This window comes from Arthrobacter sp. TB 23 (assembly GCF_000294595.1).
In the GTDB taxonomy this organism is placed as follows: Bacteria; Actinomycetota; Actinomycetes; order Actinomycetales; family Micrococcaceae; genus Arthrobacter_D.
This window is the reverse complement of record NZ_ALPM01000005.1, coordinates 1-17,929: the sequence shown is the minus strand read 5'-3', so window position 1 is coordinate 17,929 and position 17,929 is coordinate 1. Positions and strand designations below refer to the sequence as shown.

General features: G+C 65.4%; 16 protein-coding genes and 1 pseudogene. 6 read left to right on the top strand and 11 right to left on the bottom strand.

Annotation, left to right across the window (positions count from 1 at the left end; all coding sequences use genetic code 11):
• The 8 genes from B384_RS17240 to B384_RS0100525 all read right to left on the bottom strand — a co-directional run.
• The coding region (locus B384_RS17240) for a DEAD/DEAH box helicase (RefSeq protein ID WP_019481198.1) at positions 1-1,544 on the bottom strand (1,544 nt) is incomplete at its 3' end.
• A gap of 14 nt (positions 1,545-1,558) precedes the next feature.
• Positions 1,559-3,025: an MFS transporter gene (locus B384_RS17235; RefSeq protein WP_019481197.1), complete on the bottom strand. Its 1,467-nt coding sequence runs from the start codon at positions 3,023-3,025 to the stop codon at positions 1,559-1,561.
• Positions 3,026-3,108: 83 nt separating this feature from the next.
• Positions 3,109-3,423, bottom strand: a complete 315-nt coding sequence (locus tag B384_RS0100550) for a DUF3039 domain-containing protein (RefSeq protein WP_019481196.1) — start codon at positions 3,421-3,423, stop codon at positions 3,109-3,111.
• Between the two features lie 49 nt (positions 3,424-3,472).
• A complete protein-coding gene (gene nagB, locus B384_RS0100545) occupies positions 3,473-4,255 on the bottom strand; it encodes a glucosamine-6-phosphate deaminase (protein ID WP_019481195.1) in 783 nt (260 codons plus the stop codon).
• A 20-nt stretch (positions 4,256-4,275) separates the two neighbouring features.
• Complete coding sequence (locus tag B384_RS0100540; protein ID WP_019481194.1) at positions 4,276-5,847, bottom strand: hypothetical protein; 1,572 nt, start codon at positions 5,845-5,847, stop codon at positions 4,276-4,278.
• Positions 5,829-6,626, bottom strand: a complete 798-nt coding sequence (locus B384_RS0100535; protein WP_019481193.1) for an ABC transporter ATP-binding protein — start codon at positions 6,624-6,626, stop codon at positions 5,829-5,831. Before B384_RS0100535 ends, B384_RS0100540 begins: the two co-directional genes overlap by 19 nt.
• Before the next feature lie 102 nt (positions 6,627-6,728).
• On the bottom strand, positions 6,729-7,730 hold the full coding sequence (locus tag B384_RS0100530; RefSeq protein ID WP_019481192.1) for a tetratricopeptide repeat protein: 1,002 nt from the start codon (positions 7,728-7,730) through the stop codon (positions 6,729-6,731).
• 34 nt (positions 7,731-7,764) lie between these two features.
• Positions 7,765-9,477 (bottom strand): hypothetical protein, encoded by a 1,713-nt coding sequence (locus B384_RS0100525; protein ID WP_019481191.1) that lies wholly within the window; start codon positions 9,475-9,477, stop codon positions 7,765-7,767.
• A 318-nt stretch (positions 9,478-9,795) separates the two neighbouring features.
• On the opposite strand from B384_RS0100525, the gene B384_RS0100520 reads away from it, so the two are divergent.
• On the top strand, positions 9,796-11,091 hold the full coding sequence (locus tag B384_RS0100520; protein WP_443110788.1) for an AI-2E family transporter: 1,296 nt from the start codon (positions 9,796-9,798) through the stop codon (positions 11,089-11,091).
• A 23-nt stretch (positions 11,092-11,114) separates the two neighbouring features.
• On the opposite strand, the gene B384_RS0100515 is transcribed toward B384_RS0100520, so the two are convergent.
• Positions 11,115-11,906 (bottom strand): alpha/beta hydrolase, encoded by a 792-nt coding sequence (locus B384_RS0100515; RefSeq protein ID WP_019481189.1) that lies wholly within the window; start codon positions 11,904-11,906, stop codon positions 11,115-11,117.
• A 32-nt stretch (positions 11,907-11,938) separates the two neighbouring features.
• Positions 11,939-12,271 carry a hypothetical protein gene (locus B384_RS0100510; protein WP_024476289.1) on the bottom strand — a complete coding sequence of 111 codons (333 nt, stop codon included), beginning with the start codon at positions 12,269-12,271 and terminating at the stop codon, positions 11,939-11,941.
• Between the two features lie 124 nt (positions 12,272-12,395).
• On the opposite strand from B384_RS0100510, the gene nucS reads away from it, so the two are divergent.
• Positions 12,396-13,091 (top strand): endonuclease NucS, encoded by a 696-nt coding sequence (nucS, locus tag B384_RS0100505; RefSeq protein ID WP_019481187.1) that lies wholly within the window; start codon positions 12,396-12,398, stop codon positions 13,089-13,091.
• On the opposite strand, the pseudogene B384_RS17230 reads toward nucS, so the two are convergent.
• A pseudogene (locus B384_RS17230) lies at positions 13,088-14,103 on the bottom strand (NADPH:quinone reductase). The gene nucS and the pseudogene B384_RS17230 overlap by 4 nt on opposite strands.
• A gap of 87 nt (positions 14,104-14,190) precedes the next feature.
• Here B384_RS17230 and B384_RS0100495 point away from each other — a divergent pair.
• From B384_RS0100495 to B384_RS0100480, 4 genes are all read left to right on the top strand, one after another.
• On the top strand, positions 14,191-15,420 hold the full coding sequence (locus B384_RS0100495; protein WP_019481185.1) for an N-acetylglucosamine-6-phosphate deacetylase: 1,230 nt from the start codon (positions 14,191-14,193) through the stop codon (positions 15,418-15,420).
• A 63-nt stretch (positions 15,421-15,483) separates the two neighbouring features.
• A complete protein-coding gene (locus tag B384_RS0100490) occupies positions 15,484-15,795 on the top strand; it encodes a transposase (RefSeq protein WP_019481184.1) in 312 nt (103 codons plus the stop codon).
• On the top strand, positions 15,729-16,631 hold the full coding sequence (locus tag B384_RS0100485) for an IS3 family transposase (protein WP_337459668.1): 903 nt from the start codon (positions 15,729-15,731) through the stop codon (positions 16,629-16,631). The genes B384_RS0100490 and B384_RS0100485 overlap by 67 nt, the downstream gene beginning before the upstream one ends.
• The gene (locus tag B384_RS0100480; protein WP_443110774.1) at positions 16,571-17,920 is read left to right on the top strand and encodes an IS30 family transposase; all 1,350 of its coding nucleotides are present in this window, start codon (positions 16,571-16,573) and stop codon (positions 17,918-17,920) included. The genes B384_RS0100485 and B384_RS0100480 overlap by 61 nt, the downstream gene beginning before the upstream one ends.
• Positions 17,921-17,929 lie beyond the last annotated feature (9 nt).

Here is a 17,929-nt window from a genome sequence, read left to right as displayed (position 1 = left end):
CCCTTGCGTCCCCGGCGGGTCTGTTGTTCCTGCTGGCGTTGGCGCAGCAGAACTCCCACCTGGTCAGCGTCGAGCAGCCCCGGAATGCCGAGGAAATCCTGTTCATCCTCGCTGCCCATTTCGCCGCCGGTACCGAACTCACCGCCGTCGAAAAGAACCCGGTCAAAGGACGCCTGGGATTCAAGCGCCTCAAACTTCTGCTTGGTCAGTTCGTCGGAGGCTTTCTCGGCACGGTTCGCCTCCTCCATCAACGCTTCCTCGGGGGCGAACCCGTCCTCGTCAGTCGCCGGACGGTCCAGGGCATGGTCACGCTCAAGTTCCAGCTGGTTGGCGAGGATCATCAGGTTCGGCACCGATGGCAGGAAGACCGAAGCGGTCTCTCCCCGGCGTCGGGCACGCACAAAGCGTCCCACCGCCTGGGCGAAGAACAGCGGCGTCGCTGTCGAGGTTGCGTAGACCCCGACGGCGAGCCTCGGTACGTCAACGCCTTCGGAGACCATCCGGACCGCTACCATCCAGCGCTGCTCGCCAGCCGAGTACTCCTCGATCTTCTCCGACGCCTTCGCATCATCCGAGAGAATCACTACCGGTGATTCGCCGGTGATCTTCTTGAGCAGGCCAGCATAGGCCCGGGCGTCGTCGTGGTCGGTGGCGATCACCATGCCGCCGGCGTCGGATACCGTCCGCCGCACCTCGGAGAGCCGCTTGTCGGCCGCGGCGAGGACCGCCGGGATCCACTCGCCGGTGGGGTTCAGCGCCGTCCGCCAGGCATGAGCGGTGATGTCCTTGGTGACTGACGCTTCGCCGAGCGAAGCCGCCATCTCCTCGCCGGCGCTGGTGCGCCACCGCATCTGGCCCGAGTAGGCCATGAAAATGACAGGCCGCACCACGTGGTCCCGCAGGGCCTCGCCGTAGCCGTAGGTGTAGTCGGACTTGGAGCGTCGAATACCGTCGGCGTCGGCCGCGTACTCGACGAAAGGGATCGCCGCCGTGTCCGAACGGAACGGCGTCCCGGTGAGCGCCAGCCGCCTGGTCGCCGGTTCGAAGGCTTCACGAATACCGTCACCCCAGGACAGGGCATCGCCACCGTGATGAATCTCATCCAGGATGACGAGGGTCCTGGCGGCTTCGGTCTTGGCACGGTGCAGCATCGGCTTGCTGGCCACCTGGGCGTAGGTCACTGCCACGCCGATAAAACCCTGACCGTGACGGCCGTCAGCGTTCCGGAAGTTGGGGTCGATCGCCAGGCCAATCCGCGCCGCGGCGTCAGCCCACTGCCGCTTCAGGTGGTCAGTCGGCGCGACGATAGTGATCCGGTTGATGGTGCCGCGTTCCACGAGCTCGGTGGCAACCCGCAGCGCGAAAGTGGTTTTACCCGCGCCCGGGGTGGCCACGGCGAGGAAATCCTGCGGGCCGGTGGCAAAGTACTTGGCGAGCGCCTGCTCCTGCCACTGCCGGAGTTTCGGCGCCGTACCCCACGCCGCGCGTTCCGGGTAGGCCGGTGGCAGCGATGCACCTGTGGCAGGGGCAACGCCGAAGAGCATGTTATTACTCACGCTTAAGAAGAGACCTTTCCATGCCTGTCTGTGTCTGGGTGGGGACTAGCCGGCTCATCGGAGGATCCCAGCACCGCCCTCGAACCGGCAACTATACCGGCAACCGCGAAGAGGCACAGAGCCAGCCAGATCGCAACAAACACGCCCACCTGTCCCGGGTTCGACGGGTCACGTAACAGGGCGAAAAGCCCTCCCGCGATGGTGCTTCCGACCACCCCACCCATCTGGTCGCTGAGTTGCAGCGAGGAGGAGTTTTTCCCCCGCTCCTCTGCCGGTGAGAGCTTCAGGACCAGCACCGAGGTGCTCGACAGGGTCATTCCCATGGCAAAACCGGCAAGGGTCCACACCACCACCAGAACCCAGAAGGGCACCGTCGGAACCGAGACCAGTGCCAGTCCGCCGACGCTGGTCGACAGGATCGACGCCCCAAGGACCAGCAGCCACTGTCGGCGGAAGGTGACACGAGCCTGCACAAAGGCCCCCGCACTCCACCCCAGGGCGCCGGCGCTCAGGGTGAGGCCGGCGGTCGCCTCATTCATGCCACGCGAGGTCACCAGCATCAGGGGAAGGAACGCCTCGGCGCCGAAGAACGCGGCGGTGACCAGGCCGCGGGTGGCGATGATGCTCGGCAACCCTCGGGCGAGCCGCACTGTCCCCTTCGGCAGCAGGCGGGGGAAGGTCAGCGCTGCGACGGCGACGCCCCCGGCGGCGAGGAGCAGGAGCACTATTGACCCGGCGCTGTCCCCCAGGCCCTGCGCTGCGAGCCGGTTGATGGCGAATTGGGCGGCCAGCACGCCGCCGGCAAGGGCCATCCCGGTCAGGGACCGCCGTCGTCCGTCACCGCGGTTACCGGCACCTGGCTCGGGGGTTGTCAGTGACGCGGTTTTCGGCCAGACCATGACAAACGCTGCCAGGACAATCGGCACGACCCCCAGGAACACCCAGCGCCAGGTGAACTCCTCCGCCAGGTAGCCAGCCACGGCGGGTCCGATCAGGGACGGCAGCACCCAGGCCGCGGATAACCACCCAAAGATCACTGGCTGGCGATGCTGGGGGTAGGCTCCTCCGATGATGACGTAGACGGCCACCACCATGAAACCGCCCCCCAGCCCCGACACTGCCCGGCCCGCAGTAACCAGCCAGAATTCGCCCGCGGCACCTGAGACCAGCAGACCAGCGATCATCAGCGTCAGGCCGACGGCGAGCGCGGGGCGGGGACCTACCCTGTCGCACCAGGTACCGGCAATGACGGTGCCCAGCAACGACGCTGTCAGATACATCGAAAAGGCCAGCCCGTAGCCGGACACCCCACCGAGTTCCTCGACCACCGCAGGCATGGCAGTGGTGACCGCCATCGCCTCGAAAGCGGCGCAGGTGATGATGGAAATGATCCCGATGGTCAGGGGGCGCAGGCTGGCTGGCTGCCCGGTAGCGGGCTCTGCCGTGTTCGGGGCGGGGCGATCTGTCATGAATCCTTAGTCAACCTACGACTTGGTCAGCCCGCGACGAAGCGGCGGTGCCGCGCCGACACCTAGCTCGACCGCGCCGGCACCTATTTGTCCTTGTCGTCCTTGCCCGGACGCATTCCGTTGTAAATGTCTTTGCACTCGGGGCAGACCGGAAACTTCTGGGGGTCACGGCCCGGTGTCCAGACCTTGCCGCACAGCGCGATCACCGGGTCCCCGGACAGCGCGGACTCCATGATCTTTTCCTTGCGCACGTAGTGCGCAAGGCGTTCGCGGTCGCCGGGTTCCAGTTCCTCGCGGAGCTCTTCGCGCTCCAGCGTCGCGGTGGACCCTGAGCGTTGGGGGTCGCTCCGCGGGTCGCTGCGGGGGTCATTGTCATAGGGATCTGCAGGCGTACTCATGGTTTCCATCCTATCGTTGCTCAGGTCGTCCAGCCTGTCGCGGGGTCGGCTAGATTCCCTGCCAGGCAGGCTTGTTCGCGTAAGTATGGCGATAGTAATCGGCTAGTTTCAACCCAGAAGCGGCGGCCTCATCGATGAGAACGGTGGTGTGGGGATGCATTTGCAGAACGGATGCCGCGCAGATGGCGGCTACCGGCCCCTCCACGAAGTCGTGGACCGCCCGGGCTTTCTGCGCCCCGGTGGCGATCAGCACCACGTGGCGCGCGTCCATGATGGTGCCCAACCCCTGGGTCACCACGTGGTGCGGCACCTCGTCAATGCTGTCGAAGAAGCGGGCGTTGTCCTTGCGGGTCTGATCGATCAGGCTCTTGATCCGCGTCCGTGATGCCAGGGAACTGCCCGGTTCGTTGAAGCCGATATGCCCGTCCGTACCTACCCCGAGTAGTTGAAGATCGACTCCCCCGGCCTCCCGGATAGCCTGCTCAAAGGCGGCGCACGCGGCGGGAATGTCGTCTGCGGCACCGTCGGGGCCATGGACGTTGTCCGGGTGAATGTCGATCCGGTTCGTGAACTCCCGCCGAATCACCTCCCGGTAGGACTCCGGGTGGCCAACAGGTAGCCCCACATATTCGTCCAGGGCGAAGCCGTGGACGTCGGCGAAGCTCAACGAACCAGTGTGGTGCCGGCGGGCGAGCTCGTCATACACCCCGAGCGGGGAGGAACCAGTGGCGAGGCCCAGCACCGCGTTCGGCTTGCGTCGGACCAGGTCCTCGATCGCGTCGGCTGCCACAGCTGCAATGGCCGCTTGATCAGGGAGGATTACTACTTCCATCAGCTGTCCTATCGTCTGAGCTATTTGTTGACGGCCACTGCCTGCAGCAGTTCGGGGGCCCTCCGGTCGTACCACTGTCCGCCCAGCTTCACGCCGCCCATCAGCAGCGCGGCACCCAGGACGCAACCAACTACCAGCGTAAGCCAACCGAAGACGCTGTTGCCGGTGACAAAGTAGGCGATGGCGAGTCCGAGTTCCGGCAGCACCAGCGCGGTAAGGACCAGCCAGCCAATAATCTGGACTGCGAACATGGAGAATCCGGTTCCCGGCGGTGTTTTCAGCGGGCTCTCGCCCGGGAGCGGCACGTTGTAGGTGTACCGGGCGGAGACCACGCTGGAGAACCCGATCCCGGTCAGCAGGACACCCACCGACAGGCCCAGCATCACCGGCAACTGCTCAAGGCTGCCGGAAATCCACAGCGGACCCACGGTGAAGACCAGCACCGCGGGGGCAGCGATCACAGCTACCGCCAAGGCGCGGCCCGCCCGGTCTGCCCACCCGCTCACCCCGGTGGAAAGGTGCAGCCAGAACGCCGTGTTGTCATAGGAAATGTCGGCCGAAATGGACCAGGCGAGGAGGAACGCGATGATCGGGCCCACGAAATTCAGCATCGTGAAGTCCTCGGACTGGTAGGCGAAAAACAGCATGAGAAGCGGGACCAGCGGGACAATCACGATGGACCCGAGGTAACGGGGATCCCGCGCCCAGTAGGTCAAGGCGCGGGCGGCAACTGCCCCGGTGGGAGTCGCCGGAAACCGGCTGAAGAAGCCCAGGTTGCCTGCCGCTTTTCGGGTCACCGCGTTGTGGGCAGGCGTCACCAACGCCCGGGCCAGGCTGAGCTGCCAGAGCCAGGCCAGCAGGGCGAGGGTAGCGACGCCGAAGGCGAACCGCAGCGCGGCGGTGAGGTAGGCGCCGTCGGCCACGTCCGCCGGAACCGCCCAGAAGACACCCAGCGGCGTCCACCCCAGGATGGCCGCCAGCTCGCCGGCAAATCCGACCGACTGTTCAAACCCGGCCGCTATCCCGGCGATGATGGGCCCCAGCAGGATGATCGGCACCAGCACCACCATGGAGCTGACATCCTTGAACGTGCGCGACGAGGTCAGCGACATGACCGCCGTGGCCGCCAACCGTGAGGCCACGACACACAACAGGGTGGCCAGAATAGCGCACACCACCGCCACCACTGCTGCGGCAGGGTAGAGCCGCCAGGTACCAACCTGACCGAGCGCGGCAAGTAAGGTGATGATCCCCGGGATGCCGATGACCGCGCCCAGCGCGAGCCCGGCGATCAGTTGCGGCATCGGCACGGCGAAGGTAACGAACCGCGCCGGGTCAAGGGTCATATCGATGCCCGAAGAGACCATCGGCACCACAATCCAGCCGAGGACGACTGCTGACCCGGCAATCACCACTACGTTGCGAATAATCTCCGGTTCAGCGGTACCAAAGGCAAACAGCGCCAGGATCAGCAGGCCCAGCATTCCCAGACCGTACAGGCCGCCCAGGATCACGCCGATCAGTGCCCAGGTGCTGCGTTTGAGGGAGTTCCGCAGGAGGGTGAGTTTGAGCCTTAGGAGGTGCGCAACCATGTGAGTCCCTCCGCGGTGTTGCGTCCGCCCACCAGTTCCACGAACCGGTCCTCGAGGCTGGAGTCCCCGCGCACCTCATCGACGGTGCCGGCGGCCAGGACTGTGCCGGCAGCGATCACCGCAACGTGGTCGCACATCCGCTGGACCAGGTCCATGACGTGGCTGGAGACGATGACTGAACCGCCGGAGCTGACATAGCTGTTCAGGATGTCGCGGATGTTGGCTGCCGATACCGGGTCCACCGATTCGAACGGCTCATCGAGGACCAGCAGGGACGGCGCGTGGATCAGCGCCGAGGCCAGGGCGATCTTTTTGGTCATGCCGGCCGAGTAATCGACCACCAGGGTGCCGGCGTCGTCAGTCAGGTCGAGCGCACGGAGCAGGTCCGCGACCCGCTCCGCCACCGTGTCGCGGTCCATACCGCGCAGCAGGCCCGCGTAGGTCACCAACTGTTCCCCGGTCAACCGGTCGAACAGCCGCACCCCGTCGGGGAGAATCCCCATCAGCTTCTTCGCCTCGAGCGGCCGAGCCCACACGTCCACGCCATGCACCCACACCTGGCCGTGGTCCGGGCGCAACAAACCCGTGGCCATCGACAGCGTCGTGGTCTTGCCAGCGCCGTTCGGGCCCACCAGTCCGTAAAACGAACCGGTGGGGACATCCAGGTCGACGCCGTTCACGGCGATCTTTTCGCCAAAACGTTTGGCGAGTCCCCGGATCACCAGCGCCGGGCTCTCCGGAAAAGCGGGACCGCCGGCTGAGCCCGGGGACAAAGGCATAGATGGTGTGCTCATCCCTCCACGCTAGCAACGTCAAGAGAGACCCATCGTCATCCAAAGGGACGAATTACCGCCCACAGACTCCGTCCGGCGGATGAAAATCTAGAACAGGGCGCGTGCCAGTGCTCCCCGCGCCTTCGTGACGCGCGGGTCGCTGATCCCGACGACGTCGAACAGGTCAATCAATCGCACCCGGGCAACTTCACGGGGTTCCCCCGCGGTCCGTCCAATGAACGAGACGATCCTGGCGAACGCGTCCTCGACGTGGCCTCCCGAAATGTCCAGGTCCGCGACGGCGAGCTGGCTCTCCACCGAGTCGGGCTCGTCGGCTCCGCGCTGCCGGATCGTCTCGGCGTCGACATCCTTGAGCCGCTGCATCAGTTCCACCTGGGCCAGCCCAGCTTTCGCCTCGGCGTCTGCTGGTTGCTCTGCCAGGGCCTGCCGGTAGGCGGCGGCGGCAGCGGGGTAGTCACCGGCCTCGATGGCATCGAAGGCGGCCTGATGCAGGGGCGGCAGCGGCGGCTCTTCGGGAGCGGCCTCCTCGCCGTCGGCACCTTCCCGCAGCGACCCTGAGACGCCGTTCGAGCCCGCCACTTTCAGCAATTCGTCAATGAAGGACCGGATCTGGGCTTCGGGCAGCGCGCCCTCGAACAGCGGCACCGGCTGACCCTTCAGGACCGCCACCACGGTGGGCACCGTCTGTGCCTGGAAGGCCTGGGCTATCTGGGGTTGCGTCTCGACGTCGACCTTGGCCAGCAGCAGCCGACCGTCATGTTCGACCGTCACCGCTTCCAGCACCGCTGTGACGCGGGACGATTCTTCGCTCCAGGAAGCCCTCAGGTCCACGATTACCGGAACCTGCGATGACAGCTGAACCAGCTGAGGGAAGCTCTGCTCGGTGACCTCAACGACGTAGGGGCTGCCTGCCCCTGCGCTGGCGGCTCCGGGTGCCGAATCCGCCGGGGGTGCTGCGGGGGCGGGGGTCCCGCCCTGCTGGGCGGTCCGCGCGGCGTCGGCCCGTGCCTTCAAAGCCGACAGATCCACGGCTCCGTGCAGGTTCATTGACGACGGCGGGAGGGGCCCGCGGTTGGTTGGAATACTCATGGTTCCGCCTTTCAAGGGTGGTCTCTGGTGGAAGTTACCGAAGTTCGGCGGAGAGCAACTGCTGGGCGGCACCGATGACCCGGATGCGCTCATCGCTGCCGGCAGGCGGTACATACATCATTACCGCTTCGCCATACCGCACGTCGATGCCCTCGTCGGTTGAGGTTTCGCCGGTCAGCGACTCGTAAACGGTGCCGTCGAGGTCGATCGAATCACCGGCGCCGCGCGGGACGCTGGAATAGGTGTGGTTCAGGTAGCCGAAGACCATCGCGCCGCCGTCGCTGGTGGACAGGGCGTGCGCGAAGTCCTGCTCGGACTCATGCACGAAGGTAATGTCGGCAGAGTCGTTACCCGGATCGGCGACGACGTCGGCCTGGAACGAGGTGATGGCATCCGCAAAGGAATTAGCCTCGAAGGTTTCGGCGTTGTCGCCGTCGGGCTCCGACAGGAAGTCGGCGATCGCGTCCATCGCGTCCTGGGGGGCTAACGCAAGCTCACCTGCGACGTCGACCGGTACCTCGGCTACCCCTGCGGCACCGTCGGAGGCCGGGAAGGTGGTGCCGGGCAGCATCTGGATTGCGGCGCTGAGCTGGTAGTTCGACCGGGGGTCGGCCTGGACCAGGACCAGTGCGTGCGGCACCGGGTTCTCGTCGGACTGGGTCAGGGCGACGACGGTGCGGGGCCAGCTGGTCTCCGATGAAACCATTGTGGTCAGGACGGGCTCGGCAGCCACCGGAGTGGGCTCCGGGACGTCACTGGCCTGGGACCGGACGTCATAGTTGGCGGTCCGGAGCGCCAGGGCCGCCTCGGCGACCCGCGGCTCAAGCAGCTCCGCATCGGATGCCGCGTCACCTTCCGCAACGACAGTCGCCACCGAGGCCAGAATTCGTTCCAGCTGGCTTTCCAGCAGTACGGGTGGGGCCGGTTCGTCGGCCGCTTCGGAAGTCGCTGACGCGGTAGAGCTCGGGTCCGAACTTGGATCCGGGCTCGGGACTGAACTCGGATCGGAGGTGCTGGCGTGAGCCAGCCCGGCGCCCGAGACGGTCAGCCCTGCAACGACGACGGCCACCCCGAAGGATGCTCCGCCTGCCCGCTTCGGCTTCTTCCGGGTTTCCATGCGGCGCTGGTGGGCTCGCGAGCCCTCGGCAGCGGGCCGGTTGCGCTTTGGTGTGACAAAGAAGAGGGCAATCCCCAGCACGATGGCAAGCGCACCGATCACAATCAGGGGCACCGCCCAGCCGGTGGTCGCCTCGTTGGGCCAGGTGACCGAGATGTCGGTGGGTGCCGGGTTCTCGCCGTCGGCTGCCAGCAGGATTGACCAATCGCCCTCGGCTGGATCGAGCCAGCGGTAAGTCACACTGCCATCAGCGGTTTCCTCGCTGGTCCAGAGGTCGGAGCCGCTGGGGTTCGGGACCGTCTCTTCACCCTCGGTGAACCTGGTTTCCAGGCCCTCCTCGGCAATGGCGGTCACCCGCAGGTGCGCGGCGTCGCCCACCCAGGCGTCGACATCCCCGGCACGTCCGACGGCGAGCGTGAAGGTACCTTCGCTGCGCACCGTAATGTCGACGTCGTCTGCGTCTGGAGCCTTCGCGCCGGCATCGATCACGGTGACCGGGCCGGCCTCGGACCCCGCGGGGACGGAGGCCGTCACGGTTTCCGGCGGGGACCAGAACGTGAGCTGGCCGATGCCCAGGAGCATCAGCAGCGCACCGATCACCAAAGCGGGGACTGCAATCTTCAAACGCACTCAGATACCTATCGTTGCTCGTGCGCAGCACGGCCGCGCGTCAGGCGCCGACGGAGGTCCGACGACGCGATGTCTTGTGCAATACCTTGATCTAACGTCCCATCGTAACGAACTTCGGCCGCGCGGCGGGATTTTTATGGGGGTGGTCACTCTCGGCATGCGCGCAGTCCTGGCGCACGACGTCGGGTCCCCGGCCCGACACGGTAAGCCGACAGTAGGCTGTTAGTGTTTCGCTAACCTTGCTTTAGCGGTTTTGAACCTTATTGCCCGCCGCATGCACTACTGGGAAAGCAGAATGAAGCGTGAGTGATCATCAGGATGTTCCGGCGGGCGAGCCNCCCCCGTCCCGCCGCCTCAGTTGACGGGCGGGGCGGTGCACCAGCGGCTTCCGCTGCCAGCCCATCTCACCGCAGCATGATCAGGGCAATTTTTCGCGGGCTCCGCCGGCCTATTCCTGGCGCCCAGCCGCGGCTTCGGTTCGAGTTCCCGCCCGAGCGGATCCCCGCGCCGGTGCCTACCGACGACGACGTCTCACTCGGTGACGACCGGCTGAAGTTCGGAAACGCCCAGCCCCAGTCCATGCGTCATCACCCGATTCACTTCGGTTTCATGGGGACGGTGGGCGTGGGGCTGGCTCTGCTCGCCTACTTCATGATCACCAACGTGGGCCAACTGCTGCTGTGGATTGGCGCGGCAATGTTCATTGCACTGGGGCTCGACCCCATTGTCCGGTGGCTGGAAAAGAAGAAGGTGCCCCGCCCGGCAGGGATTGCGGTGGCGCTGTTGCTGCTTGCCGGCATCATCGCGGCCTTCTTCGCCACCCTGATTCCCACCATCGTGAACCAGACCAGCCAGTTTGTGGATCGGGCGCCCGGTTTCGTTGATGATTTCCTCAACTCCGAGTTCTTCCAGACTGTCGATGAACAGTTCCAGGTCCGGGAACGTGTCACCGAGGAAGTCAACAACTTCTTCAACGACTCGGATGCTGTAGGCGGCATCTTCGGCGGTGTGCTGGGCGTTGGCACCGTCATTATCAACAGCCTGTTCGGTACCCTCATTGTCCTGGTCCTGACCCTCTATTTCCTGTCCTCGCTGCCCGCAATGAAGAAGTGGGCGTACCGGTTGGCGCCGCGCTCACGCCGCCCCCGGGTGGAGTCGCTGGCGGAGGAGATCACCAGCAGCGTCGGCAACTACGTGATTGGGCAGGCCTGTGTGGCCATCCTCAACGCGACCTTCGCCTTCGTTTTCATGACGATCGCGCAGGTGCCCTTTTCGGTCCTCCTGGCCTTCGTCGTCGCGCTGCTGGCCTTCATCCCCCTGGTGGGCGCCCTGATTGCGGCAGTGATCGTGACGGCGGTCGCGATGACTGCAGGCTGGCAGACGGCGCTGCTCTTCGCGGTCCTGTACCTCGCCTACCTGCAGGTCGAGGCATACTTCATCTCGCCGCGGATCATGCAGCGCGCCGTGGCGGTACCCGGTTCGGTTGCAGTCATCGCCGTTATTGCCGGCGGAAGCCTCCTGGGTGTGCTGGGCGCGCTGATTGCCATTCCGACAGCCGCAGCGGTGATGCTGCTGCTCAAGGAAGTCTTTATCGCCCGCCAGGACAGTCAGTAAGCCAGGACAGTCAGGACGCTGTGTCAGGACGCTGTGGCTGCGGCTCCGGTCCAGGTAGTGGGCAGTGACTGCGATGCCCCGGGCAGCACGGTGTCGGTGATTTCATCCAGGACCCGGGCGGCGTACTTCTCCCCCACCCACAGGTGCTTGGCGCCGTCGACGCCGATCACCTCGGCCTGGGGGATCCGGGCGAACCGCTCGGTCGCTGCCGCTGGCTGCAGGTAATCGTCGTGCTCGGGGACCAGCACCTTGAGCGGCAGGCCGGACGCGGCCCATGCCTCAAGATCTTCTTCCCCAGCACGATGCAGTGGGGGCGACAACAGCACCGCCCCCTGGATCAGCGGGGCGATCGGATCAAGGGCGCCGTACTTCAGGCACAGCTCGGTGCCAAAGGACCAGCCCACCAGCCAGATGTTGCCTGGGCTATGCTCGGCCGCCCAGGCGACGGCGGCCTCAATGTCGGCGCGCTCGGCAACCCCACCATCGAACTCGCCTTCGCTGCAGCCCCGCGGCGAGCACGTGCCACGGGTGTTGAACCGCAGCACCGCAATGTCGGCGAGTGCCGGAAGCCTGAAGGAGGCCTTGCGGAAAACGTGGGAGTCCATGAATCCACCTGCAGTCGGCAGCGGATGCATCATCACCAAAGTGGCACGGGCCGGCCTGTCCGCTGGCTCAGCGAATTCGCCCACCAGGCGTAGTCCGTCGGTGGTGCGCAGTTCGATCTCGGTGCGCCGCGCCGGGAGGACCGTTGACGCCCTGATATCCATGGGTCCGTCGGACTCGGTGAACTCATAACTGGTTACGGTGGAAGTCATCGTTTCAGTCTAGGGGAACTGCAGTGGGCGGTTCAGTACCGGTAGCTGCGGGTTCGCCAGCAGTTGACGTGCCAGTGCCTCCGGCCAGCGAGCCCGGCCGCTGCACCAAACAGGGAGTCCTCCTGCCAGACCACCAGGTGCGCAAGACCGGGCGGGATCACCCGGTGGCACCCGGGACAGACATAGTCCTTGGCCGCGTTGCGCTCGGTGATCCGCCGGACGGACCATTCGCCGTCGGGAGCGCTTTCCCGGGTCGGTATCCCCGCCCGCGCACGCTCCAGGTCGATTTCCGGCACCGGCTCTGCCTTCCTCCCGGGCTGCGCTGACGGCTTCCCGGGACGGCGAGGGCGGTTGGAGCGGGGCATAGGTCAAGTCTGCCTGACGAATCGCCGACTCGGGCACAACCGGCGTCCGGTGGGGCAGGGTCCAGCCGCGTCCTGTGGGACGATTTAGGTACTCCCCACCACACAAGTTCCCTGGAAGGCTTTCGTGCGTTTAGTCATAGCCCAGTGCTCAGTCGATTACATCGGGCGCCTCCGCGCCCATTTGCCCCTCGCCACCCGGCTGCTGATGGTGAAGGCCGATGGGTCGGTGTTGGTGCATTCCGATGGTGGTTCCTATAAGCCGCTCAACTGGATGAGCCCGCCAGCCTCGCTGCGGATCTCCACTCCCGAGGAGGCCGACACTGAACTGGGCGTCACCGAGGTGTGGAACGTTCAGCATGCCAAGAGCGATGACCGGCTGGTCATTAACATCCACGAACTGATCCATGAGTCCTCCCATGATCTGGGTGTTGACCCCGGGCTGGTCAAGGACGGAGTCGAAGCGGACCTCCAACGGCTCCTCGCCGAACAGATCCACCTGGCCGGAACTGGTTTCACCCTGATCCGCAGGGAGTACATGACCGCCATCGGACCGGTCGACATCCTGGCCCGTGATGCTGCCGGTGCCACAGTAGCCATCGAGCTCAAGCGCCGCGGCGACATTGACGGCGTCGAGCAACTGACCCGCTACCTTGAGCTCCTCAACCGGGACCCCCTGATGGCACCGGTCCGAGGGATCTTCGCTGCCCAACAGATCAAGCCGCAGGCCCGGGTCCTCGCACTGGACCGGGGTATCGACTGCCTGGTACTCGACTACGACATGATGCGTGGCGTCGACGACGTCGAGTCGCGCCTCTTCTAGGCCTCGGCCACGCGGATCAGCACCTTGCCGGTGACACCATTCTCGACGGCGTCGTGGGCGGCGGCCGTGTCCTCAAGGGTGAACCAGGTGATGGGAAGCCCTGCGGGCTCTCCAACGGGCAGCGCGCCCGCGCGGAGGGCAACGGTGATATCCTCGGCGGCTGCGAGGAGCGCCTCGGTTCCCACCGTGTAGAGGAGCAGCCCCTGCCACCGAACGTTCTTCGCGAAGCTCGGGACGATCGGAGCCGTGAAACTATCCCCGTTGTTATTCGCGTAGTAGGCGATGCTGCCGTGGTTGGCGATGACCTCGACGTCAAGCAGGGCGTTCTGACCGGGAGCAACCTCGACCACGTGATCGACGCCGTCGGGCGCGATGTCGAGGATACGGTCGGCAATCGAGTCATCCGGGTAGCGCACCACGTGCTGGGCCCCAGCGGCGCGGGCCAGCCCGGCTTTCGCTTCGCTGCTGACCGTCGCAATGACCGTTGCACCAGCCCAGACCGCAAGCTGAATCGCTGCGTGACCAACAGCCCCGGCACCACCCTGGACAAGGACGACCCGGCCAGCCAGGGCCTCCGGTGCAAGCCGGGCCGGACCGTTCTCATGAACTGTCAGTGCACGGTGAGCCGTCATCGCCGGAACGCCCAGGCTGGCGGCGACCTCGAAGCTGACGCCTGCAGGAAGCTGAACAACACGGTCTGCCGGGAGCACAGCGAATTCCTGGGCGGTTCCGGTCGGGCGGCCGTGGGCAGCAAGGTAGATCCACACCCGGTCGCCGGCCGTCAGAGCGGTGACTCCCTCGCCGACGGCGTCGACCAGGCCGGCGCCGTCCTGGTTCGGAACCACCTCGGGGAAGGCGAGATCACCCGCGGCGCGGGCCTTCCAGTCNNCGGGTTGACGCCGGAGGCAACAACCCGAACCCGTACCTCGCCGGGACCGGGGGCGGAGACCTCACGGTCAGCGAGGGAGAGAACTGAGGATGCTCCAGTGCTGGAGTAGACGATTGCTTTCATGGCTGATGGAACAGGGAAGTCCAGCCCCCTATTCCCCGACCCTGCTGTGCCCAGGCCATATTGGTCCGCTGCACATAGAATCGGGGTATGGCCAGCAGCGAAAATTCAGGAACTTCACCCGTGAACTACCTCCGCGGACGCATCGCCACTGAGTCGGGCATCATTGATGACGGTGTCCTCGCCTACGACGGTGACCGCATCGCTTACGCCGGACCGGCGGCTGGGTTCCGCGGCGGCGACTCTGAGCCCGAGCGGACCTTCCCACCAGGAAGCCTCGTTCTCCCCGGCCTCGTCGATACCCACTGCCATGGCGCCAACGGTGGAGACTTCACCAGCGGCGATGCAACCCAGGCCCGGATGGCGATTGACTTCCTGCAACGGAGCGGAACCACAACATCCCTCGCCAGTACGATGACGGCGCCCCCCGCCGACCTGTTGAGGGCACTCTCAGTTCTGGCGGAGCTGGCGGAAGAGGGTTTGATTGCCGGTATCCACGCCGAAGGCCCGTTTGTCTCCACGGTTCGCTGCGGCGCCCAGAATCCCGACCACATTGTCGCCCCCACCCCGGAGTATGTGGCGGCGCTGATCGATGCGGCTCAGGGGCGGATGAAGACGATGACCTATGCCCCGGAGCTTCCCGGCGCGGACGCCCTGATCGATGAGCTGACTACCCACGGCATCACCCCCTCGCTCGGGCACACCGACTGTGATACCTCAACCGCAGCCGCTTCCCTCGCACTGGCATGGGAGGAGATGGACTCCACTGGATTCGACGGGTACACCGGACGCCCCACCGTCACCCATCTTTTCAACGGAATGCCGCCCCTGCATCACCGCTCCCCCGGGCCGGTTGCCGCCTGCCTCAGGATCGCGAAGGCGGGCAACGCCGTCGTCGAGCTGATCGCCGACAACGCCCACCTCGACCCTCAGACCGTGCTCACCGTCTTCGAACTGGTTGGCGCCGAAAACATCACTTTGGTCACCGACTCCATGGCGGCCACCGGGCTCCCCGACGGCGCGTATCACCTCGGATCGTCGGCGGTCACAGTCACCGACGGTGTTGCCACCCTTGATCGCACCGGATCCCTCGCTGGTGGCACTGCAGTGCTCCTCGATGTGGTGCGCCGGACCGTCGCCGCCGGGGTACCACTCCTCGACGCCATTACGTCGGCGACAGTCGTACCGGCCAATGTGCTCGGTCTTGCCGATGAGCTCGGCAGCCTTCGCCTCGGGCTGCGGGCGGACGCAGTGGTGGTCTCCCCCGACCTGCACCTGCTGGCGGTGCTTCGCGAAGGCGTCTGGCTGGCTCCGCTCTAGGCGATCGGACCATGAACCGTCCCGGGTTTGATGCCGCTATCTTCTGTGAGAAAGATAGTGACTATGCCCAAGCAGTTTCCTCCCGAGGTCCGTGATCGTGCAGTGCGCATGACGGTGGATCGGTTGTCCGAGTATCCCTCTGTTTATACGGCCTGTAAGGCTTTGGCGCCGAAGCTTGGAGTCGGTGCTGAATCGCTGCGTCGTTGGGTGGTCCAGGCTCAGATCGATGCTGGTGAAAAGACCGGACCGAGCAGCGATGAACTGGAGGAAATCAAGCGGCTCCGGGCCGAGGTGCGGGATCTGAAGGAATCCAACGAGATCCTGAAACAGGCCTCGATTTTCTTCGCGAGGGAACTCGACCCTCGCCGCCGCTAATCTGCCGATTTATCGACGACATGCGCGCTCTTGGTTACGCGGTCGAGTCGATCTGCGCCGTCCTGCGAGACCAGGGCGTGCAGGTTGCCGCACGAACCTACCGGGCGTGGAAGACACGCCTGCCAGCGTTGCGCACCCTTGAAGACGCCCGCCTCACCGATGCTCTCCGGAGCTTGAACGTCGCTGATGCGAAAGGCCGTCGACGCCCCGAGATCCTTTACGGGCGCCGGAAGATGACGCAGTGGCTGCGTCGCAACGGTTTCCCGGAGGCCTCCAAGCACACTGTGGACCGGCTGATGCGTCAGGAGGGCATGAACGGTCTGATTAGGGGCCGCAGGATGCGCACCACGGTCCCGGGGAAGGATGGCCTCCGCGCTGGGGACCTGCTGAATCGGGACTTCACAGCATTGACCCCGAATCAGGTCTGGGTCACTGATTTCACCTACGTCCCGGTCTACACCGGGTTCGTCTACGTGGCCCTGGTCATCGACCTGTATTCCCGGGCGATCGTCGGGTGGGAAACCTCCACTGTGAAGGACACTACGTTCGTGGAACACTGCCTGCGGATGGCATTGTGGCGCCGTCACCACACCGGCCGGCCAGCCGCGAAGGGGCTGATTCATCATTCGGACGCAGGAAGCCAAGGTGAATTCAATTGGTCGTCGCAACACCTCGATTATGGAGGTTCGCGATGGGACGCGGTGGAAAGCAGTTGCGGAAGGCTCCGGAGGGCGCGCGGCGGCAGTGGGCGGCGGATCGGGCGTTACGTCCGCCGATGCGTTCGCCGGGCAGGCCAGAGCCCTCTCGTGCGGTGCAGCGGGAGTTTTGGCGTTTGATCGCTACTGGGGTGACAACCGTCAAAGCTGCGGAGGCGCTCGGTGTGTCGTGGCCGGTCGCGTCGCGGTGGTTCCGTCACGCTGGCGGCATGCCGCCGATCAGTCTTGACGAGCCTACGGGCCGCTACTTGTCCTTCGCTGAGCGTGAGGAGATCTCGTTATTGCGAGCCCGGGAGGTCGGCGTGCGTGAAATCGCGCGGCGGCTTGGCCGCGACCCTGGAACGATCTCGCGCGAGTTGCGTCGCAACGCGGCTACGAGGAGCGGGAAGCATCTCTATCGGGCCTTGGTGGCGCAGTGGAAGGCGCAACAGGCTGCGAAGCGCCCGAAGACCGCGAAACTCGCGGACAATGCGAGGTTGCGTGAGTATGTTCAGGAACGGCTCGCTGGGGTCATCCGCCGGCACGACGGCACTGTCGTCGCTGGCCCTGCGACACCGGCCTGGAAGGGGCTGAACAAACCGCACCGGCAGGACAGGCGATGGTCGACAGCTTGGAGTCCGGAACAGATCTCCCACCGGCTCCGCGTCGATTTCCCGGATGATGAGTCGATGCGCATTAGTCACGAGGCCATCTACCAATCGCTGTTCATCGAGGGTCGTGGCGCGCTCAAGCGCGAGCTGGTCACCTGCCTGCGCACCGGCCGTGCGCTGCGGGAACCTCGAGCTCGATCGAAGAGTAAACCCCAAGGCCATGTCACCGCGGAGGTCCTCATTAGCGAACGCCCCGCCGAAGCCGAAGACCGTGCGGTACCGGGCCACTGGGAGGGTGATCTGATCATCGGAACCGGACGATCCGCGATCGGCACGGTCATCGAGCGCAGCAGCCGCTCCACAATCCTGGTACATCTGCCCAGGCTGGAAGGCTGGGCTGATAGACAGGCCGTGAAGAACGGGCCCTCGCTCGGTGGCTACGGTGCCGTGGCGATGAACGCCGGGCTTACGGTCTCGATGACCAAGCTGCCCGAACAGCTCCGCAAGACCCTCACGTGGGATCGAGGGAAAGAGCTCTCCGCACACGCCCAGTTCACTCTCAGCACTGGAACGAAGGTGTTCTTCGCCGATCCGCACTCACCCTGGCAGAGACCCACGAATGAGAACACCAACGGGCTGTTGCGCCAGTTTTTCCCGAAAGGCACTGACCTCTCCAGGTGGACTGCCGAGGACCTCGAAGCCATCGCTCTGACCTTGAACAACCGGCCCCGTAAAGTCCTCGACTGGAAAACCCCGGCTGAAGTCTTTGCCGAGCAGCTAAGCTCGCTCCAACAGCCCGGTGTTGCAACGACCGATTGAACTGGCCCA